Annotated in this window: 19 protein-coding genes; 9 read left to right on the top strand and 10 right to left on the bottom strand. The window is 71.3% G+C overall.

What is annotated here, in order from left to right; genetic code table 11:
• Nucleotides 1-11: 11 nt before the first annotated feature.
• Nucleotides 12-1,187, bottom strand: a complete 1,176-nt coding sequence (gene recF, locus ASG59_RS16060; protein WP_056410101.1) for a DNA replication/repair protein RecF — start codon at nt 1,185-1,187, stop codon at nt 12-14.
• 17 nt (nt 1,188-1,204) lie between these two features.
• Nucleotides 1,205-2,326 (bottom strand): DNA polymerase III subunit beta, encoded by a 1,122-nt coding sequence (gene dnaN, locus ASG59_RS16065; protein WP_055878633.1) that lies wholly within the window; start codon nt 2,324-2,326, stop codon nt 1,205-1,207.
• Between the two features lie 267 nt (nt 2,327-2,593).
• On the opposite strand from dnaN, the gene ASG59_RS16070 reads away from it, so the two are divergent.
• Nucleotides 2,594-2,992, top strand: coding sequence for a phage holin family protein (locus ASG59_RS16070; RefSeq protein WP_056410044.1), 399 nt, complete (start codon nt 2,594-2,596; stop codon nt 2,990-2,992).
• A 6-nt stretch (nt 2,993-2,998) separates the two neighbouring features.
• Here ASG59_RS16070 and rsmD read toward each other — a convergent pair whose 3' ends face one another.
• The 4 genes from rsmD to ASG59_RS16085 form a co-directional block, all read right to left on the bottom strand.
• Nucleotides 2,999-3,559: a 16S rRNA (guanine(966)-N(2))-methyltransferase RsmD gene (rsmD, locus tag ASG59_RS16075; protein WP_056410045.1), complete on the bottom strand. Its 561-nt coding sequence runs from the start codon at nt 3,557-3,559 to the stop codon at nt 2,999-3,001.
• The gene (locus tag ASG59_RS16080) at nt 3,556-5,730 is read right to left on the bottom strand and encodes a pseudouridine synthase (protein ID WP_082528798.1); all 2,175 of its coding nucleotides are present in this window, start codon (nt 5,728-5,730) and stop codon (nt 3,556-3,558) included. The genes rsmD and ASG59_RS16080 overlap by 4 nt, the downstream gene beginning before the upstream one ends.
• A gap of 124 nt (nt 5,731-5,854) precedes the next feature.
• Nucleotides 5,855-6,031 carry a DUF1328 domain-containing protein gene (locus ASG59_RS20090; RefSeq protein WP_082494260.1) on the bottom strand — a complete coding sequence of 59 codons (177 nt, stop codon included), beginning with the start codon at nt 6,029-6,031 and terminating at the stop codon, nt 5,855-5,857.
• A gap of 114 nt (nt 6,032-6,145) precedes the next feature.
• Nucleotides 6,146-6,349 carry a CsbD family protein gene (locus tag ASG59_RS16085; protein ID WP_056280119.1) on the bottom strand — a complete coding sequence of 68 codons (204 nt, stop codon included), beginning with the start codon at nt 6,347-6,349 and terminating at the stop codon, nt 6,146-6,148.
• 191 nt (nt 6,350-6,540) lie between these two features.
• Here ASG59_RS16085 and ASG59_RS16090 point away from each other — a divergent pair, with 191 nt between their 5' ends.
• On the top strand, nt 6,541-7,014 hold the full coding sequence (locus ASG59_RS16090; RefSeq protein ID WP_056410048.1) for a nucleoside deaminase: 474 nt from the start codon (nt 6,541-6,543) through the stop codon (nt 7,012-7,014).
• A gap of 37 nt (nt 7,015-7,051) precedes the next feature.
• On the opposite strand, the gene ASG59_RS16095 is transcribed toward ASG59_RS16090, so the two are convergent.
• Entirely contained in the window at nt 7,052-8,521 is a 1,470-nt protein-coding gene (locus tag ASG59_RS16095; RefSeq protein ID WP_056280115.1) for an MFS transporter, read from the bottom strand.
• A gap of 119 nt (nt 8,522-8,640) precedes the next feature.
• Between ASG59_RS16095 and ASG59_RS20725 the strand changes: the two genes are divergently transcribed.
• Complete coding sequence (locus ASG59_RS20725) at nt 8,641-8,832, top strand: hypothetical protein (protein ID WP_156399276.1); 192 nt, start codon at nt 8,641-8,643, stop codon at nt 8,830-8,832.
• Between the two features lie 18 nt (nt 8,833-8,850).
• Here the strand turns inward: ASG59_RS20725 and ASG59_RS16100 are convergent, their stop codons facing one another.
• Entirely contained in the window at nt 8,851-9,960 is a 1,110-nt protein-coding gene (locus ASG59_RS16100) for an ABC transporter permease subunit (protein WP_056410050.1), read from the bottom strand.
• Complete coding sequence (locus ASG59_RS16105; protein ID WP_056410052.1) at nt 9,957-10,880, bottom strand: ABC transporter permease subunit; 924 nt, start codon at nt 10,878-10,880, stop codon at nt 9,957-9,959. Before ASG59_RS16105 ends, ASG59_RS16100 begins: the two co-directional genes overlap by 4 nt.
• Nucleotides 10,881-11,351: 471 nt before the next feature.
• Between ASG59_RS16105 and rpsF the strand changes: the two genes are divergently transcribed.
• The 5 genes from rpsF (at nt 11,352) to ASG59_RS16130 (ending at nt 15,779) form a co-directional block, all read left to right on the top strand.
• Entirely contained in the window at nt 11,352-11,834 is a 483-nt protein-coding gene (gene rpsF, locus ASG59_RS16110) for a 30S ribosomal protein S6 (RefSeq protein ID WP_055878607.1), read from the top strand.
• 3 nt (nt 11,835-11,837) lie between these two features.
• Nucleotides 11,838-12,131, top strand: a complete 294-nt coding sequence (rpsR, locus tag ASG59_RS16115; protein ID WP_055878603.1) for a 30S ribosomal protein S18 — start codon at nt 11,838-11,840, stop codon at nt 12,129-12,131.
• A gap of 195 nt (nt 12,132-12,326) precedes the next feature.
• Entirely contained in the window at nt 12,327-13,364 is a 1,038-nt protein-coding gene (locus tag ASG59_RS16120; RefSeq protein WP_055878598.1) for a DUF2232 domain-containing protein, read from the top strand.
• 77 nt (nt 13,365-13,441) lie between these two features.
• Nucleotides 13,442-14,005, top strand: a complete 564-nt coding sequence (gene rplI, locus ASG59_RS16125; protein WP_055878596.1) for a 50S ribosomal protein L9 — start codon at nt 13,442-13,444, stop codon at nt 14,003-14,005.
• 286 nt (nt 14,006-14,291) lie between these two features.
• Nucleotides 14,292-15,779: a replicative DNA helicase gene (locus tag ASG59_RS16130; protein WP_055878593.1), complete on the top strand. Its 1,488-nt coding sequence runs from the start codon at nt 14,292-14,294 to the stop codon at nt 15,777-15,779.
• 24 nt (nt 15,780-15,803) lie between these two features.
• Here the strand turns inward: ASG59_RS16130 and ASG59_RS16135 are convergent, their stop codons facing one another.
• The gene (locus ASG59_RS16135; RefSeq protein ID WP_056410054.1) at nt 15,804-16,946 is read right to left on the bottom strand and encodes a hypothetical protein; all 1,143 of its coding nucleotides are present in this window, start codon (nt 16,944-16,946) and stop codon (nt 15,804-15,806) included.
• A gap of 201 nt (nt 16,947-17,147) precedes the next feature.
• Between ASG59_RS16135 and alr the strand changes: the two genes are divergently transcribed.
• The gene (gene alr, locus ASG59_RS16140; protein WP_082528800.1) at nt 17,148-18,239 is read left to right on the top strand and encodes an alanine racemase; all 1,092 of its coding nucleotides are present in this window, start codon (nt 17,148-17,150) and stop codon (nt 18,237-18,239) included.
• The last annotated feature ends 31 nt before the right edge of the window (nt 18,240-18,270 follow it).

An 18,270-nucleotide genomic window follows, 5' to 3' on the forward strand; every position in this document is an offset into this window, starting at 1 on the left:
GAACGGCCGCGTCAGGCTCCGCCCTGCACCACGCGCCCGTCCACCACCCGGATCACGTCCGCCCTGCCCGCGAGGTCCGCGAACAGGGCGGGGTCCGCCCCCGTCATCCAGACCTGGCCCGGCAGGGCGTCGAGAGCGTCGAACAGGCCGGCGCGGCGGCGCGGGTCGAGGTGGGCGGCGACCTCGTCGAGGAGGACGACCGGCGCCAGGCCGCACATCGCCTGGACCAGCCGGGCATGGGCGAGCACGAGGCCAATCAGCAGGGCCTTCTGTTCGCCGGTGGAGGCGGTGGCGGCCGGCACGTCCTTGGGGCCGTGGCGGACGACGAGGTCGGTGGTCTGGGGGCCGTTGAGGGTGCGGCCGGCGGCCCTGTCACGCTGGCGACCCTGCCGGAGCGTCTGCCGGTAGCGATCCTCCGCCTCGATGGCCGGCCAGACGGCGACGAGGTCGTCCATGTCGCCCTCCAACCGCACGCCCGCCCAGGGGAAGGGCTGGCCGTCGTCGCGGCCCTCCGCGATCAGGCGGTCGAGGCGCTCGGCGGTCTCGCGGCGGGCCAGTGCCACGGCGACGGCGAGTTCGGCCACCTCCCGCTCGATCGCGTCGAGCCAGCGCCCGTCGTCCGGACGCTCGTCGAGCAAACGGTTGCGCGAGCGCAGGGCCCGTTCCAGGGCACCGACGCGGGCGCCGTGACTGGCATCGACCGCGAGCACCAGCCGGTCCAGGAAGCGACGGCGGTCGCCGGCCGGCCCGCGGAACAGCCCGTCGAGGTCGGGGGTCAGCCAGACCACGCGCAGAAACTCGCTGAAGGCGATGGGGGATGGCACGCTTCCCCCGTCGACCCGGCACAGCCGGGTGGCGCGGGTGTCGAGCCCGGCGGGCTCGTAGCCGGTACCGACCCGGTGCTCGTCCTCGCCGCTCGTGAGACCCATCGAAACGGCGAAGCCGCCGGTGCCGCCGGTGCGGGCCATGCCGGCGAACTCGGCCCGGCGCAGGCCGCGGCCGGGCGAGAACAGCGAGATCGCCTCCAAGAGGTTGGTCTTGCCCGCACCGTTCTCGCCGACCAGCGCCACGAAGCGGCGGTTCAGCCCGAGTTCGAGGTCGGCGTGGTTGCGAAAGTCCCGGCAGGTCAGCCGGGTAAGCCGAAGCTGCCCGCCCTGGTCTGTCGGTCGATCCTGGTCCGGCGCGATGGGCGGCTGGCTCCCCCTCACACCCGCATCGGCATCAGAACGTAGAGGGCGGCCGCGCCCTCGCGGTCCTGGATCAGGGTCGGCGAGCCGGGATCGGCGAGCTTGAACAGGGCGGTGTCGCCTTCGAGCTGGCCCGTGATGTCGAGGAGGTAGCGGGCGTTGAAGCCGATATCGAGGGCCCCGGCCTCGTAGTCCACGTCGAGCTCCTCCGTGGCGCTGCCCGAGTCCGGGTTGTTGACGGACAGCGCCAGGCGCCCCTCCTGCACGCTGAGCTTCACCGCCCGCCCGCGCTCGGAGGAGATCGTCGAGACGCGGTCGACCGCGCGGGCGAAGGGCTCGCGCTCCACGGTGAGGAACTTGTCGTTCCCGGCCGGGATCACCCGCTGGTAGTCGGGGAAGGTGCCGTCGATGAGCTTGGAGATCAGCACCACGCCGCTGGCGAAGCGAAAGCGGATCTTGGCCGGCGACAGGTCGATCTCGACGCCCTCGCCGCCGTCCTCCACGAGCTTGATGATCTCGGCCACGGCCTTTCGCGGCACGATGATGCCGGGCATGCCGCGGCTGCCCTCGGGGGCGTCGATCTCCACCCGCGCCAGGCGGTGGCCGTCGGTGGCCACGGCGCGCATCTTGAGCGCACCGTCGACGTCAAGGGTATGGAGGTAGATGCCGTTCAGGTAGTAGCGCGTCTCCTCCGTCGAGATCGCGAACTGCGTCTTCTCGATCAGGCGCTTGAGGTCGGAGGCCGCCAGGGCGAAGCCGTGCGGGAGCTCGCCCGCCGCGAGGTCGGGGAAGTCGCCCTCGGGCAGGGCGCCGAGCGAGAAGCGCGAACGGCCCGAGCGGATGGTCATCTGCCCGGTCTCGCCGCTCGTCTCCAGGGAGACCTGGGCGCCGTCGGGCAGCTTGCGGACGATGTCGTAGATGACGTGGGCGGGAACCGTGGTGGCGCCGGGATCGGCGACGTCCGCGGCGATCGTTTCCGTGACCTCGATGTCGAGGTCGGTCGCCTTGAGTTGCAGGCCCTCCGGGCCGCTGCGCAGGAGCACGTTCGAGAGGATCGGAATCGTGTTGCGGCGTTCCACCACCCGGTGGACGTGGCCGAGCGACCGAAGCAGGGCCGCACGCTCGACTGTGACTCTCATCTCGAAAACTCGTGGTCTTTGAAAAAAAGCTCGCCGCAGCCGCGAGGGCCCGAGGACGGGGCCTCAACTTGGCGAAGCGCCCCCCGGAAGGCAAGGGCGGGACAGGCCCCGGTCTCCCCCGCCCGCGCCCACGGCTCGCCTCCTTGCACAGGCTTGTGGCGGCGGTGTCGGGGACGGCGACGGTCCGGGAACGGCGGCGCCCGGGTTTCGTTGAGCGAGCGTGGCCGCAATTCGGGCGGTGGGTGACGGGCGAGGGTGGGACGGATCATGGCGGAGCGGCCCTCGGAGTCCCTTCCTTCCCTCCTCGGGCAGGCGCTGCGCCTGGGCGCCGAGCATCTGCGTCAGACCCTGGCCCTGGCGCAGATCGAGACCACGGGGAACATCCGCGCCATCCTCGGCCTCGTCACCCTCCTGGGCACGGCCGTCCTCCTGGTGATCGTCAGCTTCTTCCTGGTCCTCGCCGCCGTGGTGAAGGGGCTCGCCGTCTTCGTCGGGTCGGAGCCGCTGGCGGCGGTCATCGTCGCCGGTCCCTTCCTGCTGGCCTCGCTCGTCCTGCTGTGGCTCGGCCTGCGCCGCATGGCGCTCGACAACCTGGAACCGCGACGGACCGAACGGCAACTGGCCGCCGACGCCCGCGTGGTGCTGGGCACCGACGCGCCCCGCTAAGGCCCTTCAGCCTGTCGCGAACCGGACGATTGCGATCGCAGTCTCGCCATAGAGGCGCCGTTCGAGTTCCGTGAAGCCGGTCGGCAGTCCGACCATGGCGCTAGCGGCCTCCTCCACCACCACGAGGGCGCCCGGCGCCAGCCAGCCGCCCTCGGCCGCCGACGCCAGGGCCGCAGGGGCGAGGTCGCGGCCGTAGGGCGGATCGCAAAAGGCGAGCGAGAACGTGCCGCTGGTGCCCACCGGCCCGAGCTTGGTCGCGTCGCGCCGGAACAGGCGTGTCACGCCTTCCGCCCCGAACGCCTCGATGTTGTCGCGGATCAGGCCGCGCGCCTCGGCGCCGTCGTCGACGAGCAGGGCGTAGGCGGCTCCGCGTGACAGAGCCTCGAAGCTGAGTGCCCCGGTGCCGGCGAACAGGTCGAGCACCCGCGCGCCGGTGACGGGGTCGTCGTAGGCATGCATCAGGACGTTGAAGACGGCCTCGCGCAGGCGATCCGACGTGGGACGGATCGCATCGGTCTTCGGGGTCGCGAGCCGGCGCCCGCGATGGGCGCCGCCGACGATCCTCACCGCGAACCACCGCGCGGCGGACGACCCGCCCCGCCGCCGGGACGGCCACCCGGCTTGGCGCCTCCGGGCTTGGCCCCGAAGCCTCCGGGCTTGGCCCCGAAGCCTCCGGGCTTGGCTCCCCCGGGCCTGGCGCCGAAGCCGCCCGGCTTGGCCCCGCCGGCCTTGAAGCCCCCCGGCTTGCCGCCGGCCTTGAAGCCGCCGCGGTCCCCGCCCGGTCGCTCGCCGCCCGCCTTGAATCCACCGGTCTTGAAACCACCGGGTTTGGCGCCGGCACCCTTGTAGCCGCCGCGATCGCCGCCACCGGGACGGTCGCCACGGTCCCTGGCGCCGTCGCGGTCACCCGAGGGTGCGAAGCTGCGGGGACGCTCGCCGGCCGGCGGGCCGCGGCGTTCGCCACGCTCCCCGCCGCGATCCTGGCGGGGGGCGCCCGGCGCACCGTCGCGGCCGAACGGCCGTGGTCCGGCATCGCGGCGGGGCGGACGTGCGTCGCCCTCCGGTCGGCCGGCGCTTCGGGGCTGGTCGTCCCGCCGCGGTGGGCGGGCGTCGCCCTCGAAGCGGCGGGCGGGACGGTCGTCGCGGTCGTCCCGCCGGAACGCCGGCTTGGGCGTGAACGCCCGCGGCGCGCGGGCCGGCTCGTGACCGTCGGTTCGCGCGCGCTGCGGGCGGGCATCGCCCTCCGGCGCATCCCGGCGCGCACCACGGTCGCGGCGATGCGGCTCGGGCGCGGCTTCCTGGGGCGTCGCCTTCAGGCGCTCCACCAGCACCCGGCGCTCGCCGGTCTGGATGGCGCCGACGCGCTCGCGACCGCGGGCGGCCGCCGTCTCGCGCTCGACCTTCGGGTCCGCTCCGCGGCGGGGAACCTTGACGCGGCGGGGGGCGTCCTGCGCCGATGCCTCCTCCTCGGAGCGCCAGACCGAGCGGCGCGGCCCGGCACCGGAGCCTCCGGTGGGAACCCTGGCGGGAGCGGCGGGGCCGCGGACCGGGCGGTCGCCGCCGCGGGAGGGAGCGCGCTCGCCGTAGGATCGCGCCGGGCGCGGTGCCTCGTCGTCGGACTGGCGCCGTTCGGCGCCCCGGGCGGCCGAGGCCGAACGGGCGGGCTGCTTGGCCTGCGGCTTGGGCGATCCGAACGGAGCGATCGGCTCGCGCACCGGGCTCGCGAAATCGACGCCGGCCTGTTCGGACAGCGCCGGGCCGAGCTGCTCCTTGAGGACCTTGGTCTTGATCTCCTCGACGAGGCCCACTTCGAGGTCGCCGAGCTGGAACGGCCCGAACGACAGCCGGATCAGCCGGTTCACGGCCAGCCCGAGGTGTTCGAGGATGCGCTTGACCTCTCGGTTCTTGCCCTCGCGCAGGCCCAGCGTGATCCAGAGGTTGTCGCCCGACGAGCGGTCGAGCACGGCATCGACCGGGCCGTAGTCCATGCCGTCGATGGTGACGCCCTTGCGCAGCTTGTCGAGTTCGGCCTGGCTGGTGTCGCCATGGGCCCGCACCCGGTAGCGCCGCAGCCAGCCGGTGTCGGGATGCGCGATCACCTTGGCGAGGCCGCCGTCGTTGGTGAGCAGCAGCAGCCCTTCGGTGTTGATGTCGAGCCGGCCGATCGCCACCACCCGCGGCAGGTCCTCGGGCAGCGATTCGAACACGGTCTGGCGACCTTCCGGGTCGCGGGCCGTGGTGACGAGGCCGCGCGGCTTGTGGAAGATCCAGAGCCGGGTGCGCTCGCGGATCGGCAGCGGCTCGCCGTCGACGGTGATGACGTCCGCATCGGTGACGTTGATCGCCGGCGAGTCGAGGACCCGGCCGTTCAGGCTGACGCGGCCTTGCTCGATCATGGCCTCGACGTCGCGGCGGGAGGCGATGCCGGCCCGTGCGACCACCTTGGCGATGCGGTCACCCTCCGGCGTCGGCTCGTCGGAGGCGGCCGGCTTGGGCTTGGGCGCCGGCTCGGTCCGGCGCCGCAGGGGCGCGTCGCCGCCGCGGGCGGGGGCTGCGGCCTTGCGGGGCTTGGGCTTCTCCTCGGCCGAATCGCCGGGCACGCCGGCATCGGTGGTCGGGGCCCAAGGCGCCGTCGCGGCTTCGCGGCCAGCGTCTTCGCGCTCGACCGCCGGAGGCGTCGTGGTGGGATCGCGCGTGTCGTCGGACCCGCCCGTCGTATCGTCTGTGTCGTCGCTCATCCCCGCCCCATAACAGAGAGGGTTCACGGTTGCGAGATGGCCACGACGCGACGAACGGCCGAGCCGGACGAGAAAAAGGCGGCCGAAGCCGCCTCTGTCCCACTCCGTCGGCCGAAGACCGACACTAGATCCTGGGCGAGCGCCCGCGGATGACGCCGAACACCGCCGAGATCAGGAACAGCGCGATCGCCACGAAGAAGACGATCTTGGCGGCCTCCATCGCAGTGCCGGCGATACCACCGAAGCCGAGGAGTGCCGCGACGAGCGCGACGACGAGGAAGGTGACTGCCCAACCGATCATGGTGTTCTCCGTTCGGTTCGTGCCGTCGCTGACGAACGGCGCTGCGATGATCCGAGGATCAGGATGCCCGGCTCAGGGCATGGGACCGTTTGAGCCGGGCTGTTCGAGGTACGATCAGATCTTGCTCTTGACCGCGTCGGCTGCGTTCTTGACGCCGTCCTTGGCGTCGCCGACCGTCTTCTGGGTCTCGCCCTTGAGTTCCTGGGCCTTGCCCTCGGCCTTCAGCTTGTCGTTGTCTGTGACGTTGCCGATGCCCTGCTTGACGTTGCCGACGGCTTCGTTGGCGAGACCTTTGATCTTGTCGGTGGTGCTGCTCATGATGCGCTCCTCAACTGTCATTGGCGGGCCCTCGTCCTGGTCGACGTCTGTCGTCGAAGACTTGGCCGCGTCGTCGGATCAACCCAGTCGGGCCGGCAATGTTCCGACCATTAACATTGCATGTCGCAGATCGATGGCCGGTTCGGCCGGCGGGTTTGCCCAGACACCGACCGGGGCTTAGGAACGTGCCCGTGAGCGATCCGATCCCTTTTTCCTCCGGCAACGATCCGTTCGACCTGGCCTTCGCGGCCGCCCGCGCGGCCGCCGATGCCGGCGAGGTGCCGGTGGGTGCCGTCGTGCTGCGCGGCGGCATGGTGCTGGCCGTGGCGGGCAACCGGCCCCGCGCCCTGGCCGATCCCACCGCCCATGCCGAGATCCTGGCGATCCGCGCGGCCTGCGCCGCCGTAGGCGACGAGCGGCTGGTGGGTTGCGACCTCTACGTGACCCTGGAGCCGTGTCCGATGTGCGCGGGCGCGATCTCGCTGGCGCGCATCCGCCGGCTCTACTTCTCGGCGTCCGACCCCAAGGGCGGCGGCGTCGAGCACGGGCCGCGGGTGTTCAACCAGCCGACCTGCCACCACGCGCCGGAGGTCTACGGCGGTTTTCGCGAGGCCGAGGGCGCGGCGTTGCTGCGAACCTTCTTCGCGCACAGGCGCGACCGCTGAGGCGGGACGGCGGGCCGCCCGGCCCCGGCGGCGAGGATCAGGCCGCCGCCAGCGGCTTGGAGACCTCCTCCAGGGACTTGCCCTCGGCGGCCGTGCCCCAGATGCCCCCGACGATGGCCGCGAACAGCATCAGCGCCGCGCCGATGCCGTAGCCGATCAGCACGTTGTCGCGCGAACCGGTCTCCACCAGGGCGCCGAACAGCAGCGGGCCCGAGACCCCGCCGATGCCGGTGCCCAGCGCATAGAACACCGCGATGGCCAGGGCTCGGATCTCCAGCGGGAAGGTCTCGGCCACGGTGAGATAGGCCGCGCTCGCGGCGGCCGAGGCGAAGAAGAACACCACCATCCAGGCCGCGGTCTGGCCGACCGGCCCGAACACCTCGATCTTGAAGAGGTAGCCGGTGACGGCGAGCAACACCGCCGAGATGCCGTAGGTGAAGGCGATCATCTGCCGCCGCCCGATCGTGTCGAACAGACGCCCCAGCAGCACCGGCCCGAGGAAGGAGCCGAGGGCGAAGGGGAGCAGGTACCAGCCGACGTGCTCGCCGGGCACGCCGTAGAACCGCTGCAGCACCAGCGCGTATGTGAAGAACAGGGCATTGTAGAAGAACGCCTGCGCGATCATCAGGGCGAGGCCGACCAGGGTCTGCTTGCGGTGGCCCACCAGCATGGTGCCGAACACCTCCGACAGGGGCGTGTGGCTGCGGGTCTTGATCTTGTAGCGCTTGGCCTCGTCGATCGGGGGCAGGGTGTGGCCCTCGTCGGTGAAGCGCTTCTCGATGCCCGACACCACCCGGTCGGCCTCGGCGATGTAGCCGTGGGTGGCGAGCCAGCGCGGGCTCTCGGGAATCCACGACCGCAGGAGAAGGATGGCGAGTCCGACGCCGCCGCCGATGAAGAAGGCGACGCGCCAGCCCCAGTTCGGGTCGATCACGTCGGCGCGCAGCAGCACGATCGACAGGACGGAGCCGCCCGCCGCACCGATCCAGAACGAGCCGTTGATGACGAGGTCGGTCCAGCCGCGCACGCGGGCCGGCACCAGCTCCTGGATGGTGGAATTGATGGCGGTGTACTCGCCGCCGATGCCGGCGCCGGTGAGGAAGCGGAAGATGCAGAAGCTGTAGATGTCCCACGACAGGCCGGTGGCGGCGGTGGCCACGAGGTAGAGGGCGAGGGTGATGAAGAACAGCTTCTTGCGCCCGATCCGGTCGGTGAGCCAGCCGAAGCCGAGCGCCCCGGTGACGGCGCCGATGAGGTAGGAGCTGGCCGCGAGCCCGACGTCGAACTCGGTGAAGCTCATCGGCTCCTTGCGTAGCGCGCCCACCAGCGAACCGGCCAGCGTCACCTCGAGGCCGTCGAGCACCCAGGTGATCCCGAGCGCCACGATGACGAGGACGTGGAACCTGCCCCAGGGCAGCCGGTCGAGACGGGCCGAGACGTCGGTGTCGATCACCGTCCCCATCGGGACGCGCTCCGGGCTCGCCGCCGTTTCAGCCCTGGTCGCCATCGACACCTCGTTAACGCTGCTGTGAGAGACGGGTGGAGAAGTCGAGGCGAATCGCTTTCGTTCCGCTTTTGCCTTCACCGGTCCGGCTCATGCTGGCGGCATCCCCACGGGTCCGCCCCATGCCGCGTCCACGCTCCTCCGAAATCCTGTTCGTCGTCGTCATGACCGCTCTCTTCACCGCCGCGTTCAGGGGCGGCGAGGCGAAGCCGCCGCCCGACGATCCCGCCGCGACGGGCGCCACCGCCGTGCCGGGAAACACCGACGGCCGCGTCGTGCGGATCGTCTACCAGCCCCTGGTCACACCGCGCTGAGATCACACCGCGCCGAGATCACGTCGCGCTGAGGTCGCGCAGGCGCGGATCGAGGGCGTCGGACAGGGCGTCGCCGATCAGGTTGAGCGAGACCAGCGTCGCGACCAGGAAGGCGGCCGGACCGGCCAGCATCCAGGGCGCCGTCTCGAGGGAGCGGGCGCCGTCGGCGACGAGGGCGCCCCAGCTCGTCTCGGGCTCCTGGACCCCGAGCCCGAGGAACGAGAGGAAGCTCTCCAGCAGGATCACCCGCGGCACCAGCGAGGTCGCGGCCACCACCACGACCCCCAGGGTGTTGGGGACGACGTGCCGGGCGAGGATCGCGGCCCGCGACCGGCCGAGCGCCTCGGCGGCGCGCACGAAGTCGCGGTGGCGCAGGGCTCGGGTCTGGGCGCGCACCAGCCGGGCCATGTCGAGCCATTCCACCGCCGCGATGGCCGCCAGGATGAGCACGAGGTTCGCCCGGAAGAACACCAGCAGGACGATCACGAAGAACACGAACGGCAGCGCGTAGAGGATGTCGACGATCCGCATCATCACCGCATCGAGCGTGCCGCCGGAAAACCCCGCCACGGCGCCGTAGACGACGCCCACGAGGAGCGCGACGGCGGTGGCGACGAGGCCGATCAGCAGCGAGACCCGGCCGGCGACCAGGCTGCGGGAGAGGATGTCGCGCCCGAGCGCATCGGTGCCCAGGAGGAAGTGGAGCCGGCGCACGGGGACCGAGACGACGAGGCCGCGCCCGTCCTCCGCGCGCGACAGGACGACGGGCGTACCGAACAGGTCCGAGCGCGGCAGCGCGGTCAGCACGCGCGGGTCGATCGGCCGGTCGGCGGCGAGCGTCAGGCGCACCGTGCCCGGTTCCCGCACCACGGCCTCGAGGCGCACGCGCATGCGGAAGGCGAGGCGTGCGAGGATGTCCGGAAGGTCGTCGCCGCGCGGGTGTGCCGCCGGCCCGGGCGCCACCCGCACGAGGTCGGGGTAGATCCGCCCCGGCGCGTGGCCGGTGAGGAGCGGGCCGACGAGGCAGGCCAGGGCCACGGCGGTCAGCACCGCCACCGCCGCGACGGCGACGGGCCGGCGCAGGAGGCGCCCGGCCGCCAGCCGCCCGAGGGACCCGCCCGCCGTCATCGCATCGACCGCGTGCGCGGGTCGAGCATGGCCGCCGCGATGTCGCCGACGAGGTTGAGGACCATCACGAAGACCGCCACCAGCACCACCGTGCCCATCACCAGCGTGTAGTCGCGGTTGAGCGCGCCGTCGACGAAGTAGCGGCCGATGCCGGGCAGGCCGAAGATCGTCTCGACCACCACCGACCCCGTCAGCAGCGCCGCCGCGGTGGGGCCGAGGGTGGCCACCACCGGGATCAGGGCGGCGCGCAGCGCGTGGCGGGCGATGCGCGCCGGCGACAGGCCCATGGCGCGCTGGGTGCGCACGTGCGGCGCGTTGAGGGTCTCGACCAGGGCGGAGCGGACGAGGCGGGCGATCGCCCCGGCCTGGGGCAGCGCCAGGGTGATCGCCGGCAGGACGAGATGGCTCGGTGCGCCACCCTCCCAGCCGCCCACCGGCAGCCAGGCCAGCCCGAGCCCGAGCACGATCTGCAGGAGAGGCGCCACCACGAACCCGGGAACCGACAGGCCGGTGCCGGCCATGAGACCCACGGCCCGGTCCCAACCGCTGCCGCGCCGCAAGGCGGCCAGCGACCCGAGGCCGAGGCCGGCGCAGACCGCGAGCGCCAGCGCCAGCGCGCCCAGGGTCATCGACACCGGCAGGCCGCGGGCGAACAGTTCCGCCACGGTGAGGTCGCGGAACGAGAACGAGGGCCCGAGGTCGCCCCGCAGCAGCGCCGCGCAATAGCGCAGGAACTGGACCGCCAGCGGCTGGTCGAGCCCGTAGGTGCGCGACAGGTTCTCCATCGCCGCGCGGGGGAGGGGGCGTTCGAGGTCGAACGGACCGCCGGGCGCCAGGCGCATCAGGAAGAAGCTGCCCGCCACCACGAGGAACAGGGTCGGGACCGCCTGGACGAGCCGGTGCAGGACGAGGCCGATCACCGGGCCCGTCGCCCCAAGTGGATCGCGCCGGCCCGTCGCCGCCCCGTTGGCTCGCGCCGGCCCCTCACGTCATCGCTCTCCGTCACCGCCGCCCGCGATGATGACGCCACGGCCGGACCCGCGCAAACACCATCCGCTCGCAAACACCATCCGCGCACAAGCACCCTTCGAACGCGTCCCGCCGCGCGTCTGCCCTGCCAGAACTTGCCTTTCCGTTCGAACCCGTCTATCCGCCCGTTTCGCGTTCGCTCCGGCTGGGGGCTGAACGGACGGTGTCGGCTTGCCGGCAACAGGGGGTGGTTCCGAACCGGAGTCGTTCCCGTCGTCCCGTGTCTCCGCCTTCGATCAACCGCTCGGGCCTCCATTACGGCTCGAAGGGCTTGGCGCCGGGTGAACGTGTGAGCCGGCCCGACGCGTCTTCCAGCACTTCTGGTGCCGTCGGGTCCCTATGGACATGAAGGGCCCGTTACAATGCCTCTTTACGAACACGTCTTCCTGGCGCGCCAGGACGTGACATCCCAGCAGGTCGAGACCATGATCGAGACCTACAAGGGCGTCATCGAAGCCAATGGCGGCACGGTCGAGAAGATCGAGATGTGGGGCGTCAAGTCCCTCGCCTACCGCATCAAGAAGAACCGCAAGGCGCATTTCACCCTCCTGAACATCGACGCCCCCCCGGCGGCGCTGACGGAGATGGAGCGCCAGATGCAGATCTCCGAAGACGTGCTGCGGTTCATGACCGTGCGCGTCGAGGCCCTCGAGGCCGAGCCGTCTGCGATGATGCAGAAGCGCGATCGCGACGATCGCAAGGACCGCGAGCGCGGCCGTCGTCGTGACGACGAGGGCTTCGGTGGCGGTGGTGGTGGATTCGGTGGCGACCGCGATCGGGGTGATCGCGGCGACCGTGGCGATCGTGGCGACCGGCCCGAGCGCAGCTTCGGCGGGGAGGCTTAAGTCATGGCATTCGGTGCTGGACCTGGTGCGGCCCCTGCGGCCGGTGGTGCTGCTGCTGGCGGAGCCGGCGGCGGACGTCGTCCGTTCTTCCGTCGTCGCAAGACCTGCCCCTTCTCGGGCGTGAACGCGCCCAAGATCGACTACAAGGACGTCAAGCTGCTCTCCCGCTACGTCTCGGAGCGCGGCAAGATCGTGCCGTCGCGCATCACCGCGGTGTCGGCCAAGAAGCAGCGCGAGCTCGCCCAGGCGATCAAGCGCGCCCGCTTCCTCGGCTTCCTCCCCTACGTGATCAAATAGTTGGCTGCCCTGGCCCGGCTTTGCCGAGCCAGGGCGTCCGCCGCACGCGCGGCGGTGCGTAGTCACGCTTGCGCCGCATAGGGGCGGCGAGGGGTTTTTCGTACCGGCGTTCATGGTGGAACGCCGGGAGTCGTTGGGGCGACGCGGTTCGCCTCTAACCCTGCCCCATCCGGGACAGCGGGACAGCGGGATTCAATGAAACAGTCACTCGGTATCGGCATCGGCGCGGGCCTCGTCTCGGCACTCCTGTTCGGCGTGCTCCTGAAGGCGACGGCCCTCTCCATCCTGCTCTATCTGCTGGCCCCGCTGCCGATCCTCATCGTCGGGCTCGGCTGGAGCCACAAGGCCGCCCTGGCCGCCGCCGTCTCGGGCAGCCTGGCGCTCGCCCTCGTGATCGCGCCGTTCCTCGGCCTCGGGTTCCTGGCCTATCTCGCCCTGCCGGCCTGGTGGCTCGCCTATCTGACGCTGCTCGGCCGTCCCGGTGCCGACGGCACCATGGAATGGTATCCCACCGGGCGCCTTTTGGCCTGGACGGCGAGCACGGCGGCCCTGGCTTTCGTCGCCATCGCGGTGATCGCGTCTCCGAACTACGAGACCTTCCAGAACCAGCTGCGCGGGATGACCCGCACCCTCGTGAAGACGCGCGGCGACGCGCGCATCACGCCGGCCCCGGCCCCGGCCGCACCCGGTTCGTCCGAGACCCAGGATCGCTCCGCTCCGGCGCAGGATGCTCCCGCCACCCCGGCCACGGACGGGACGACGCCGATCACCGTCTCGGCCGACGAGGTCGCCGATGCGCTGGCGGCGATCGCGCCGGGGCTGGCCGCGCAGGGACTGGCGCTGCTGCTGACCTTCTACCTCTGGGCCGCGGCCCGGATCGTCCAGATCTCGGGGCGCCTGCCGCGGCCGTGGCCCGACCTGCCCGCCACGGCGATGCCGCGCCGTGTCCTGATCCTCCTCGGGGCGGGGGCCGTCCTGGCGCTGATGCCGGGCTACTTCGGTGTCCTCGGGATCGCGCTGGCGGGGGCCCTGAGTGCCGCCTTCGCCCTGCAGGGGCTCGCCGCCTTCCACGACCGCAGCCGCGGCCGCAAGGGCCGGGGGGCGCTCCTGATCGGCCTCTACATGATCCTGTTCGTGACCCAGGGCGTCGCCTTCGTGGCGCTGACCCTGTTCGGCGTCGCCGATTCCGCGCTCAACCTCCGCCGTCCCAAGGAAGGCGCGGGCCCGACCTGAGACACCCCGCTCAAACCCCGCCGCTCCGGCACCGGACGGCGGCCCATCTCCCACCCACCGGACAAGGACAAAAGACCATGGAAGTGATCCTCCTCGAGCGCGTGGCCAAGCTCGGCCAGATGGGCGAGACCGTCAACGTCAAGCCCGGCTACGCCCGCAACTTCCTCCTGGCCCGCGGCAAGGCCCTGCGCGCCACCTCCAACAACAAGAAGCACTTCGAGACCCAGCGCGCCCAGCTCGAGGCCCGCAACCTCGAGCGCAAGTCCGAGGCCCAGGGCGTCGCCGAGACCCTCGAGGGCAAGAGCTTCGTGCTGATCCGCCAGTCCGGCGAGACCGGCGTGCTCTACGGCTCGGTCTCCACCCGCGATCTCGCCGAAGTCGTCACCGCCGAGGGCTTCACCGTCGGGCGCGACCAGTTCGCCCTGAACGCGCCGATCAAGACGCTGGGCCTCCATGTCGTCCCGGTGGTGCTGCACCCCGAGGTCGAAGTGACGGTGACCGTCAACGTCGCCCGTTCGCCGGAAGAGGCCGAGCGTCAGGCGCGTGGCGAATCGACCACCGAGCGCGAGGCCTTCAACCTCGACGACCTCGGCCTCGAGGTCGGCGCGGCGCTCGCCGAGGCCGGCGACGACCGCGAGTAGGTCCCACTCGCCCCGGTGGACAACGGGGACGGTCGGCCTTCGGGCTTGACACGTTCCGCATTTGTTCCAGCATGGACGCCCGCCGGTTCGAAGGAGCCGGCGGGCGTTCCTGCGTTCGATCCTATCCCGATCCCTCATCCTGAGGTGACCGGGCCGGAGACGCGAGGCGCGTGTCGCGCCCATCGGCTAAGGATCGGCTAACCATGCCGGGGCCATGGTCTTCAGGTAGCGACGTTGCGCGGCGGCGACCGCGCGGTTTTGACGAGTTGGAGCGTCGAGTCAGCCCATGGCCCTGCCCAATGCCCTGACGGCCAACCTCCAGGCGGTCACCCAGGAATTCCGCGTCGCGCCCCACAACATCGATGCGGAGCAGGCGCTGCTCGGCGCCATCTTGGTCAACAACGACGCCTACTACCGGATCTCGGACTTCCTCCTGCCAGAGCACTTCATGGAGGACGTGCACCGCAAGATCTTCGAGGTGGCGACTTCCCTGATCAAGGCGGGCAAGCTCGCGACCCCGATCACGCTCAAGACCTATCTCGGCGATGCGGATCTCGGCGGCCAGACGGTGATGCAGTACCTCGCCCGCCTCGCGGCCGAGGCGACGACGGTCATCAACGCGGGCGACTACGGCCGCACCATCTACGATCTCGCCATCCGCCGCCGGCTCATCACCATCGGCGAGGATCTCGTCAACGGCGCCTACGAGGCGCCGGTGGAATCCTCGCCCCGCGACCAGATCGAGGGCACCGAGCGCCGGCTCTACGAACTCGCCGAATCGGGCAAGTACGACGGCGGCTTCCAGAAGTTCTCCGACGCGCTCACCACCGCCGTCGACATGGCGGCCAAGGCCTACCAGCGCGAAGGCAAGCTCTCCGGCATCGCCACCGGCCTCACCGACCTCGACGCCAAGATGGGCGGCCTGCAATCGTCGGATCTCATCATCCTCGCCGGACGCCCGGCGATGGGCAAGACCTCGCTCGTCACCAACATCGCCTTCAACATCGCCAAGGCCTACCAGGGCGAGAAGCAGCCCGACGGCCGCATCGAGACCAAGAACGGCGGCATCGTTGGGTTCTTCTCGCTGGAAATGTCGGCCGAGCAGCTCGCCACCCGCATCATCGCCGAGCAGTCGGGCGTGCCCTCCTACAAGATCCGCCGCGGCGACATCCGCCCGGAGGACTTCTACAAGATCACCGACGCGGCGCGGGACATGCAGTCGATCCCGTTCTACATCGACCAGACCGGCGGCATCTCGATCGCCCAGCTCGCCGCCCGCGCGCGCCGCCTCAAGCGCCAGAAGGGCCTCGACGTGCTCATCGTCGACTACCTGCAACTGCTTTCGGGCTCGGGCAAGCGCAGCGACAACCGCGTGCAGGAGATGACCGAGATCACCACCGGCATGAAGGCGCTCGCCAAGGAGCTCTCGGTGCCGATCATCGCCCTGTCGCAGCTTTCGCGCCAGGTGGAGAACCGCGACGACAAGCGCCCGCAGCTCTCGGACCTGCGCGAATCCGGCTCCATCGAGCAGGACGCCGACGTGGTGATGTTCGTGTTCCGCGAGGAATATTACGTCAACAACAAGAAGCCTCGCGAGGGCACCGAGGAGTTCTTCGCCTGGGAGGCGGAGATGAACCGCGTCCACGGCAAGGCCGAGGTGATCCTGGGCAAGCAGCGCCACGGCCCCACCGGCACGGTGGAACTGCAGTTCGACGCCAACATCACCCGGTTCTCGAACCTGGCGGCCGAGGACCGGACGCCGGCGCGGATGTAGGACGCCGCCGCGCCCGGCCGGCCCTCACCGGCCGAGCAATCGTTTGAGGAACGAGCCCTCGACCGGAACCGTCGGCGTCCCGGCCGCGGCGGGGATCGGGCCTCGGCGAAGCTCCCATCCCCAGGACCAGACATGCTGGCCAGGCTCGCCGACGATGCCGAGGCCCGCGCACGGGCGCTCTCCGTCCACGGGCGCGACACGGCCGGCGGCCCAGACCCGCTGCCAGCAGTCCCGCAGGCCGAGGTCCGCATCGCACCAGCCCAGGCGCTCGGTTCCCATCACGGCGAGGATGCGTGCGGCCGAAAAGTCCGCCGGGATCCAGACCCAGGCGGAGAAGACGTAGACCGTGCGGGGATCGAAGGCGCGGATGTCGAGGAGCGTCGTGTAGGAGTTCAACACCTCACCGGGCAGTCCGGTGTCGTGGCGCCGGGCCGGGCGGGCCAGCCTCGTCGGGCGGGCGAGGGGCCCTGCGGGCGCGGGACGCAAGCCATGGTGAGCCGCATAGGCGGCGTCGCAGAGCCCGATCCACGATTCGAGGTCGGTTTCGTAGTTGCGCTCCGGTTGCGAGATCCGTCTGACCGTGCCCTCCAGCAGCCGCCCCGACGTACGGCGGAGGCCCGGCTCGCCCTCGGTGACGCGCAGCACCGTCGAGGGTCCGTGCTGCCAGATCGCTTGCGCCAGGGCCATGAAGGCGGCATCGTCCTCGCCCTGCTGCGGCTTGCGGACGAGGATCTTCTCGCCGGTGGCGAGGTCGCTCAGGAGCGCCCGCTTGAGGTGGGCCACCTTGCCGTACTGCCGCTCGAGGAAGGCGCTCTTGTCGACCGCGTCGGCATGCGTCTGGGTGTTGTACCAGAAATTGTAGCATCCGCTCCTGCAGTAATAGGTTCCGCTCTCGGTCTCTTCGAGGCTCAGGTCGCCCGGCGCGCCATACTTGTCCAGGTTGTCGGCGATCGCGTGCGTGAGCGGTTCCACATCCGCATAGGCGAACCGGAACAGCCCGGAGGGCTCGGCACCGCAATAGCGCTGCACGAACCCGAACTCGCAGTTTCCGCCGAGGCTGCGGAAGGCCGCGATCCGGTCGGAGACGCCGAGACCGCCCAGAAGCCCGGTAGTCGGCCCCTGGCGCGAGGGACGCAGTCGACGCTTGCCGCCGAGCTTCACGATCATGGTCTCTCCTCGCCCGCCCCGTTTCGGACCGCTCGGGGGCGGGATAGACCACCCGGGCCATGCCGGTCACCCGGCCGCATGCCGGCGGTTTTAGCGAGCGGTGTGGCCGCATCGGGCCGCGATCGTGCATAGGTAGGGCGAGGACGCGGGCCGGTTCCCGGCCTCGCCCGCGCCGGCAACCGCCGGTGGCTGTGTCGTTGGATGGAGGATGTCATCGGATCGGTTGATGCGGCCTCGATCGGCCATGGTGCCCGCCTCACGATCGACCTTTCCGCCATCGTCGAGAACTGGCGCCGGCTCGGTGCGCAAGCGCCCCACATCCCCTGCGCCGCTGTGGTGAAGGCCGACGCCTACGGCTGCGGCCTCGCCGCCGTCGCCCCGGCCCTGTGGCGGGCCGGTTGCCGCACGGTGTTCGTGGCCCATTTGAGCGAGGGCATCGCCGCCCGCGCGCTCCTGCCGGAGGCCGCGATCTACATCCTCAACGGGCTCCTGCCCGGGACCGGCGAGGCCCTCCTCGCCAACGCCCTGCGGCCGGTGCTCGGATCGCGGGAGGAACTCGCCGAATGGGCCGGTCGCGGGCCGGCGGCGCTGCATGTGGACACTGGCATGAGCCGGCTCGGCCTGTCGGTGCCAGAGGCCCTGGCGCTCGCCGGCGATTCCCTCGTGACGGGGGCGGGACTCGACCTCCTGATGAGCCATCTCGTCAGCGCGGAACAGCCCGGCGAGGCGATCAACGCCCGCCAGGTCGCGGATTTCGCGCGGGTGCGGGCGGCCTATCCCGGCCTCCCGGCCTCGCTCGCTAATTCCTCCGGCTGCTTTCTCGGGGACGGCGTTCCCAACGATCTCCTGCGGCCGGGCTACGCCCTGTTCGGCGGCAACCCCATGCCGGGTTCGCCCAACCCCATGCGCCCCGTGGTGCGCCTGGAGGCGGCCATCGCCCAGGTCCGCACCGTCGAGGCGGGGGAGAGTGCGGGCTACAACGCCCGCTGGACCGCGCCGTCCCGGCGCCGGCTCGCCACCCTCTCGATCGGCTATGCCGACGGCTATCCCCGCGCGGCGAGCGGGCGCGGCCATGCCCTCGTGGGCGGTGTCGCCTGTCCCATCGCCGGGCTGATCTCGATGGACCTCATCATCCTCGACGTCACCGATGCGCCGGCCGCCCGCCGCGGCGAGCCGGCGGTGCTGATCGGCGACGGCCTCGACGTCGACACCGTCGGGCAGGCGGCGGGCACCATCGGCTACGAAATCCTGACGGGCCTGGGTTCACGCTATGTTCGCCATTATGTAGTGTGACGGGGCGGAGCGCCGCGCCCGACCCGGAAGC

This window comes from Methylobacterium sp. Leaf466 (assembly GCF_001425565.1).
Taxonomy (GTDB): Bacteria; Pseudomonadota; Alphaproteobacteria; order Rhizobiales; family Beijerinckiaceae; genus Methylobacterium.

Coding starts and splice junctions, on each gene's coding strand:
- ASG59_RS20725 (WP_156399276.1), top strand. CDS start 8,641: ATGCCGCGTCCACGCTCCTCCGAAATCCTGTTCGTCGTCGTCATGACC.
- ASG59_RS16130 (WP_055878593.1), top strand. CDS start 14,292: ATGGCCCTGCCCAATGCCCTGACGGCCAACCTCCAGGCGGTCACCCAG.
- dnaN (WP_055878633.1), bottom strand. CDS start 2,326: ATGAGAGTCACAGTCGAGCGTGCGGCCCTGCTTCGGTCGCTCGGCCAC.
- alr (WP_082528800.1), top strand. CDS start 17,148: ATGGAGGATGTCATCGGATCGGTTGATGCGGCCTCGATCGGCCATGGT.
- ASG59_RS20090 (WP_082494260.1), bottom strand. CDS start 6,031: ATGATCGGTTGGGCAGTCACCTTCCTCGTCGTCGCGCTCGTCGCGGCA.
- rpsF (WP_055878607.1), top strand. CDS start 11,352: ATGCCTCTTTACGAACACGTCTTCCTGGCGCGCCAGGACGTGACATCC.
- ASG59_RS16135 (WP_056410054.1), bottom strand. CDS start 16,946: ATGATCGTGAAGCTCGGCGGCAAGCGTCGACTGCGTCCCTCGCGCCAG.
- ASG59_RS16120 (WP_055878598.1), top strand. CDS start 12,327: ATGAAACAGTCACTCGGTATCGGCATCGGCGCGGGCCTCGTCTCGGCA.
- rpsR (WP_055878603.1), top strand. CDS start 11,838: ATGGCATTCGGTGCTGGACCTGGTGCGGCCCCTGCGGCCGGTGGTGCT.
- ASG59_RS16100 (WP_056410050.1), bottom strand. CDS start 9,960: ATGACGGCGGGCGGGTCCCTCGGGCGGCTGGCGGCCGGGCGCCTCCTG.
- ASG59_RS16080 (WP_082528798.1), bottom strand. CDS start 5,730: ATGAGCGACGACACAGACGATACGACGGGCGGGTCCGACGACACGCGC.
- rplI (WP_055878596.1), top strand. CDS start 13,442: ATGGAAGTGATCCTCCTCGAGCGCGTGGCCAAGCTCGGCCAGATGGGC.
- ASG59_RS16085 (WP_056280119.1), bottom strand. CDS start 6,349: ATGAGCAGCACCACCGACAAGATCAAAGGTCTCGCCAACGAAGCCGTC.
- ASG59_RS16070 (WP_056410044.1), top strand. CDS start 2,594: ATGGCGGAGCGGCCCTCGGAGTCCCTTCCTTCCCTCCTCGGGCAGGCG.
- ASG59_RS16095 (WP_056280115.1), bottom strand. CDS start 8,521: ATGGCGACCAGGGCTGAAACGGCGGCGAGCCCGGAGCGCGTCCCGATG.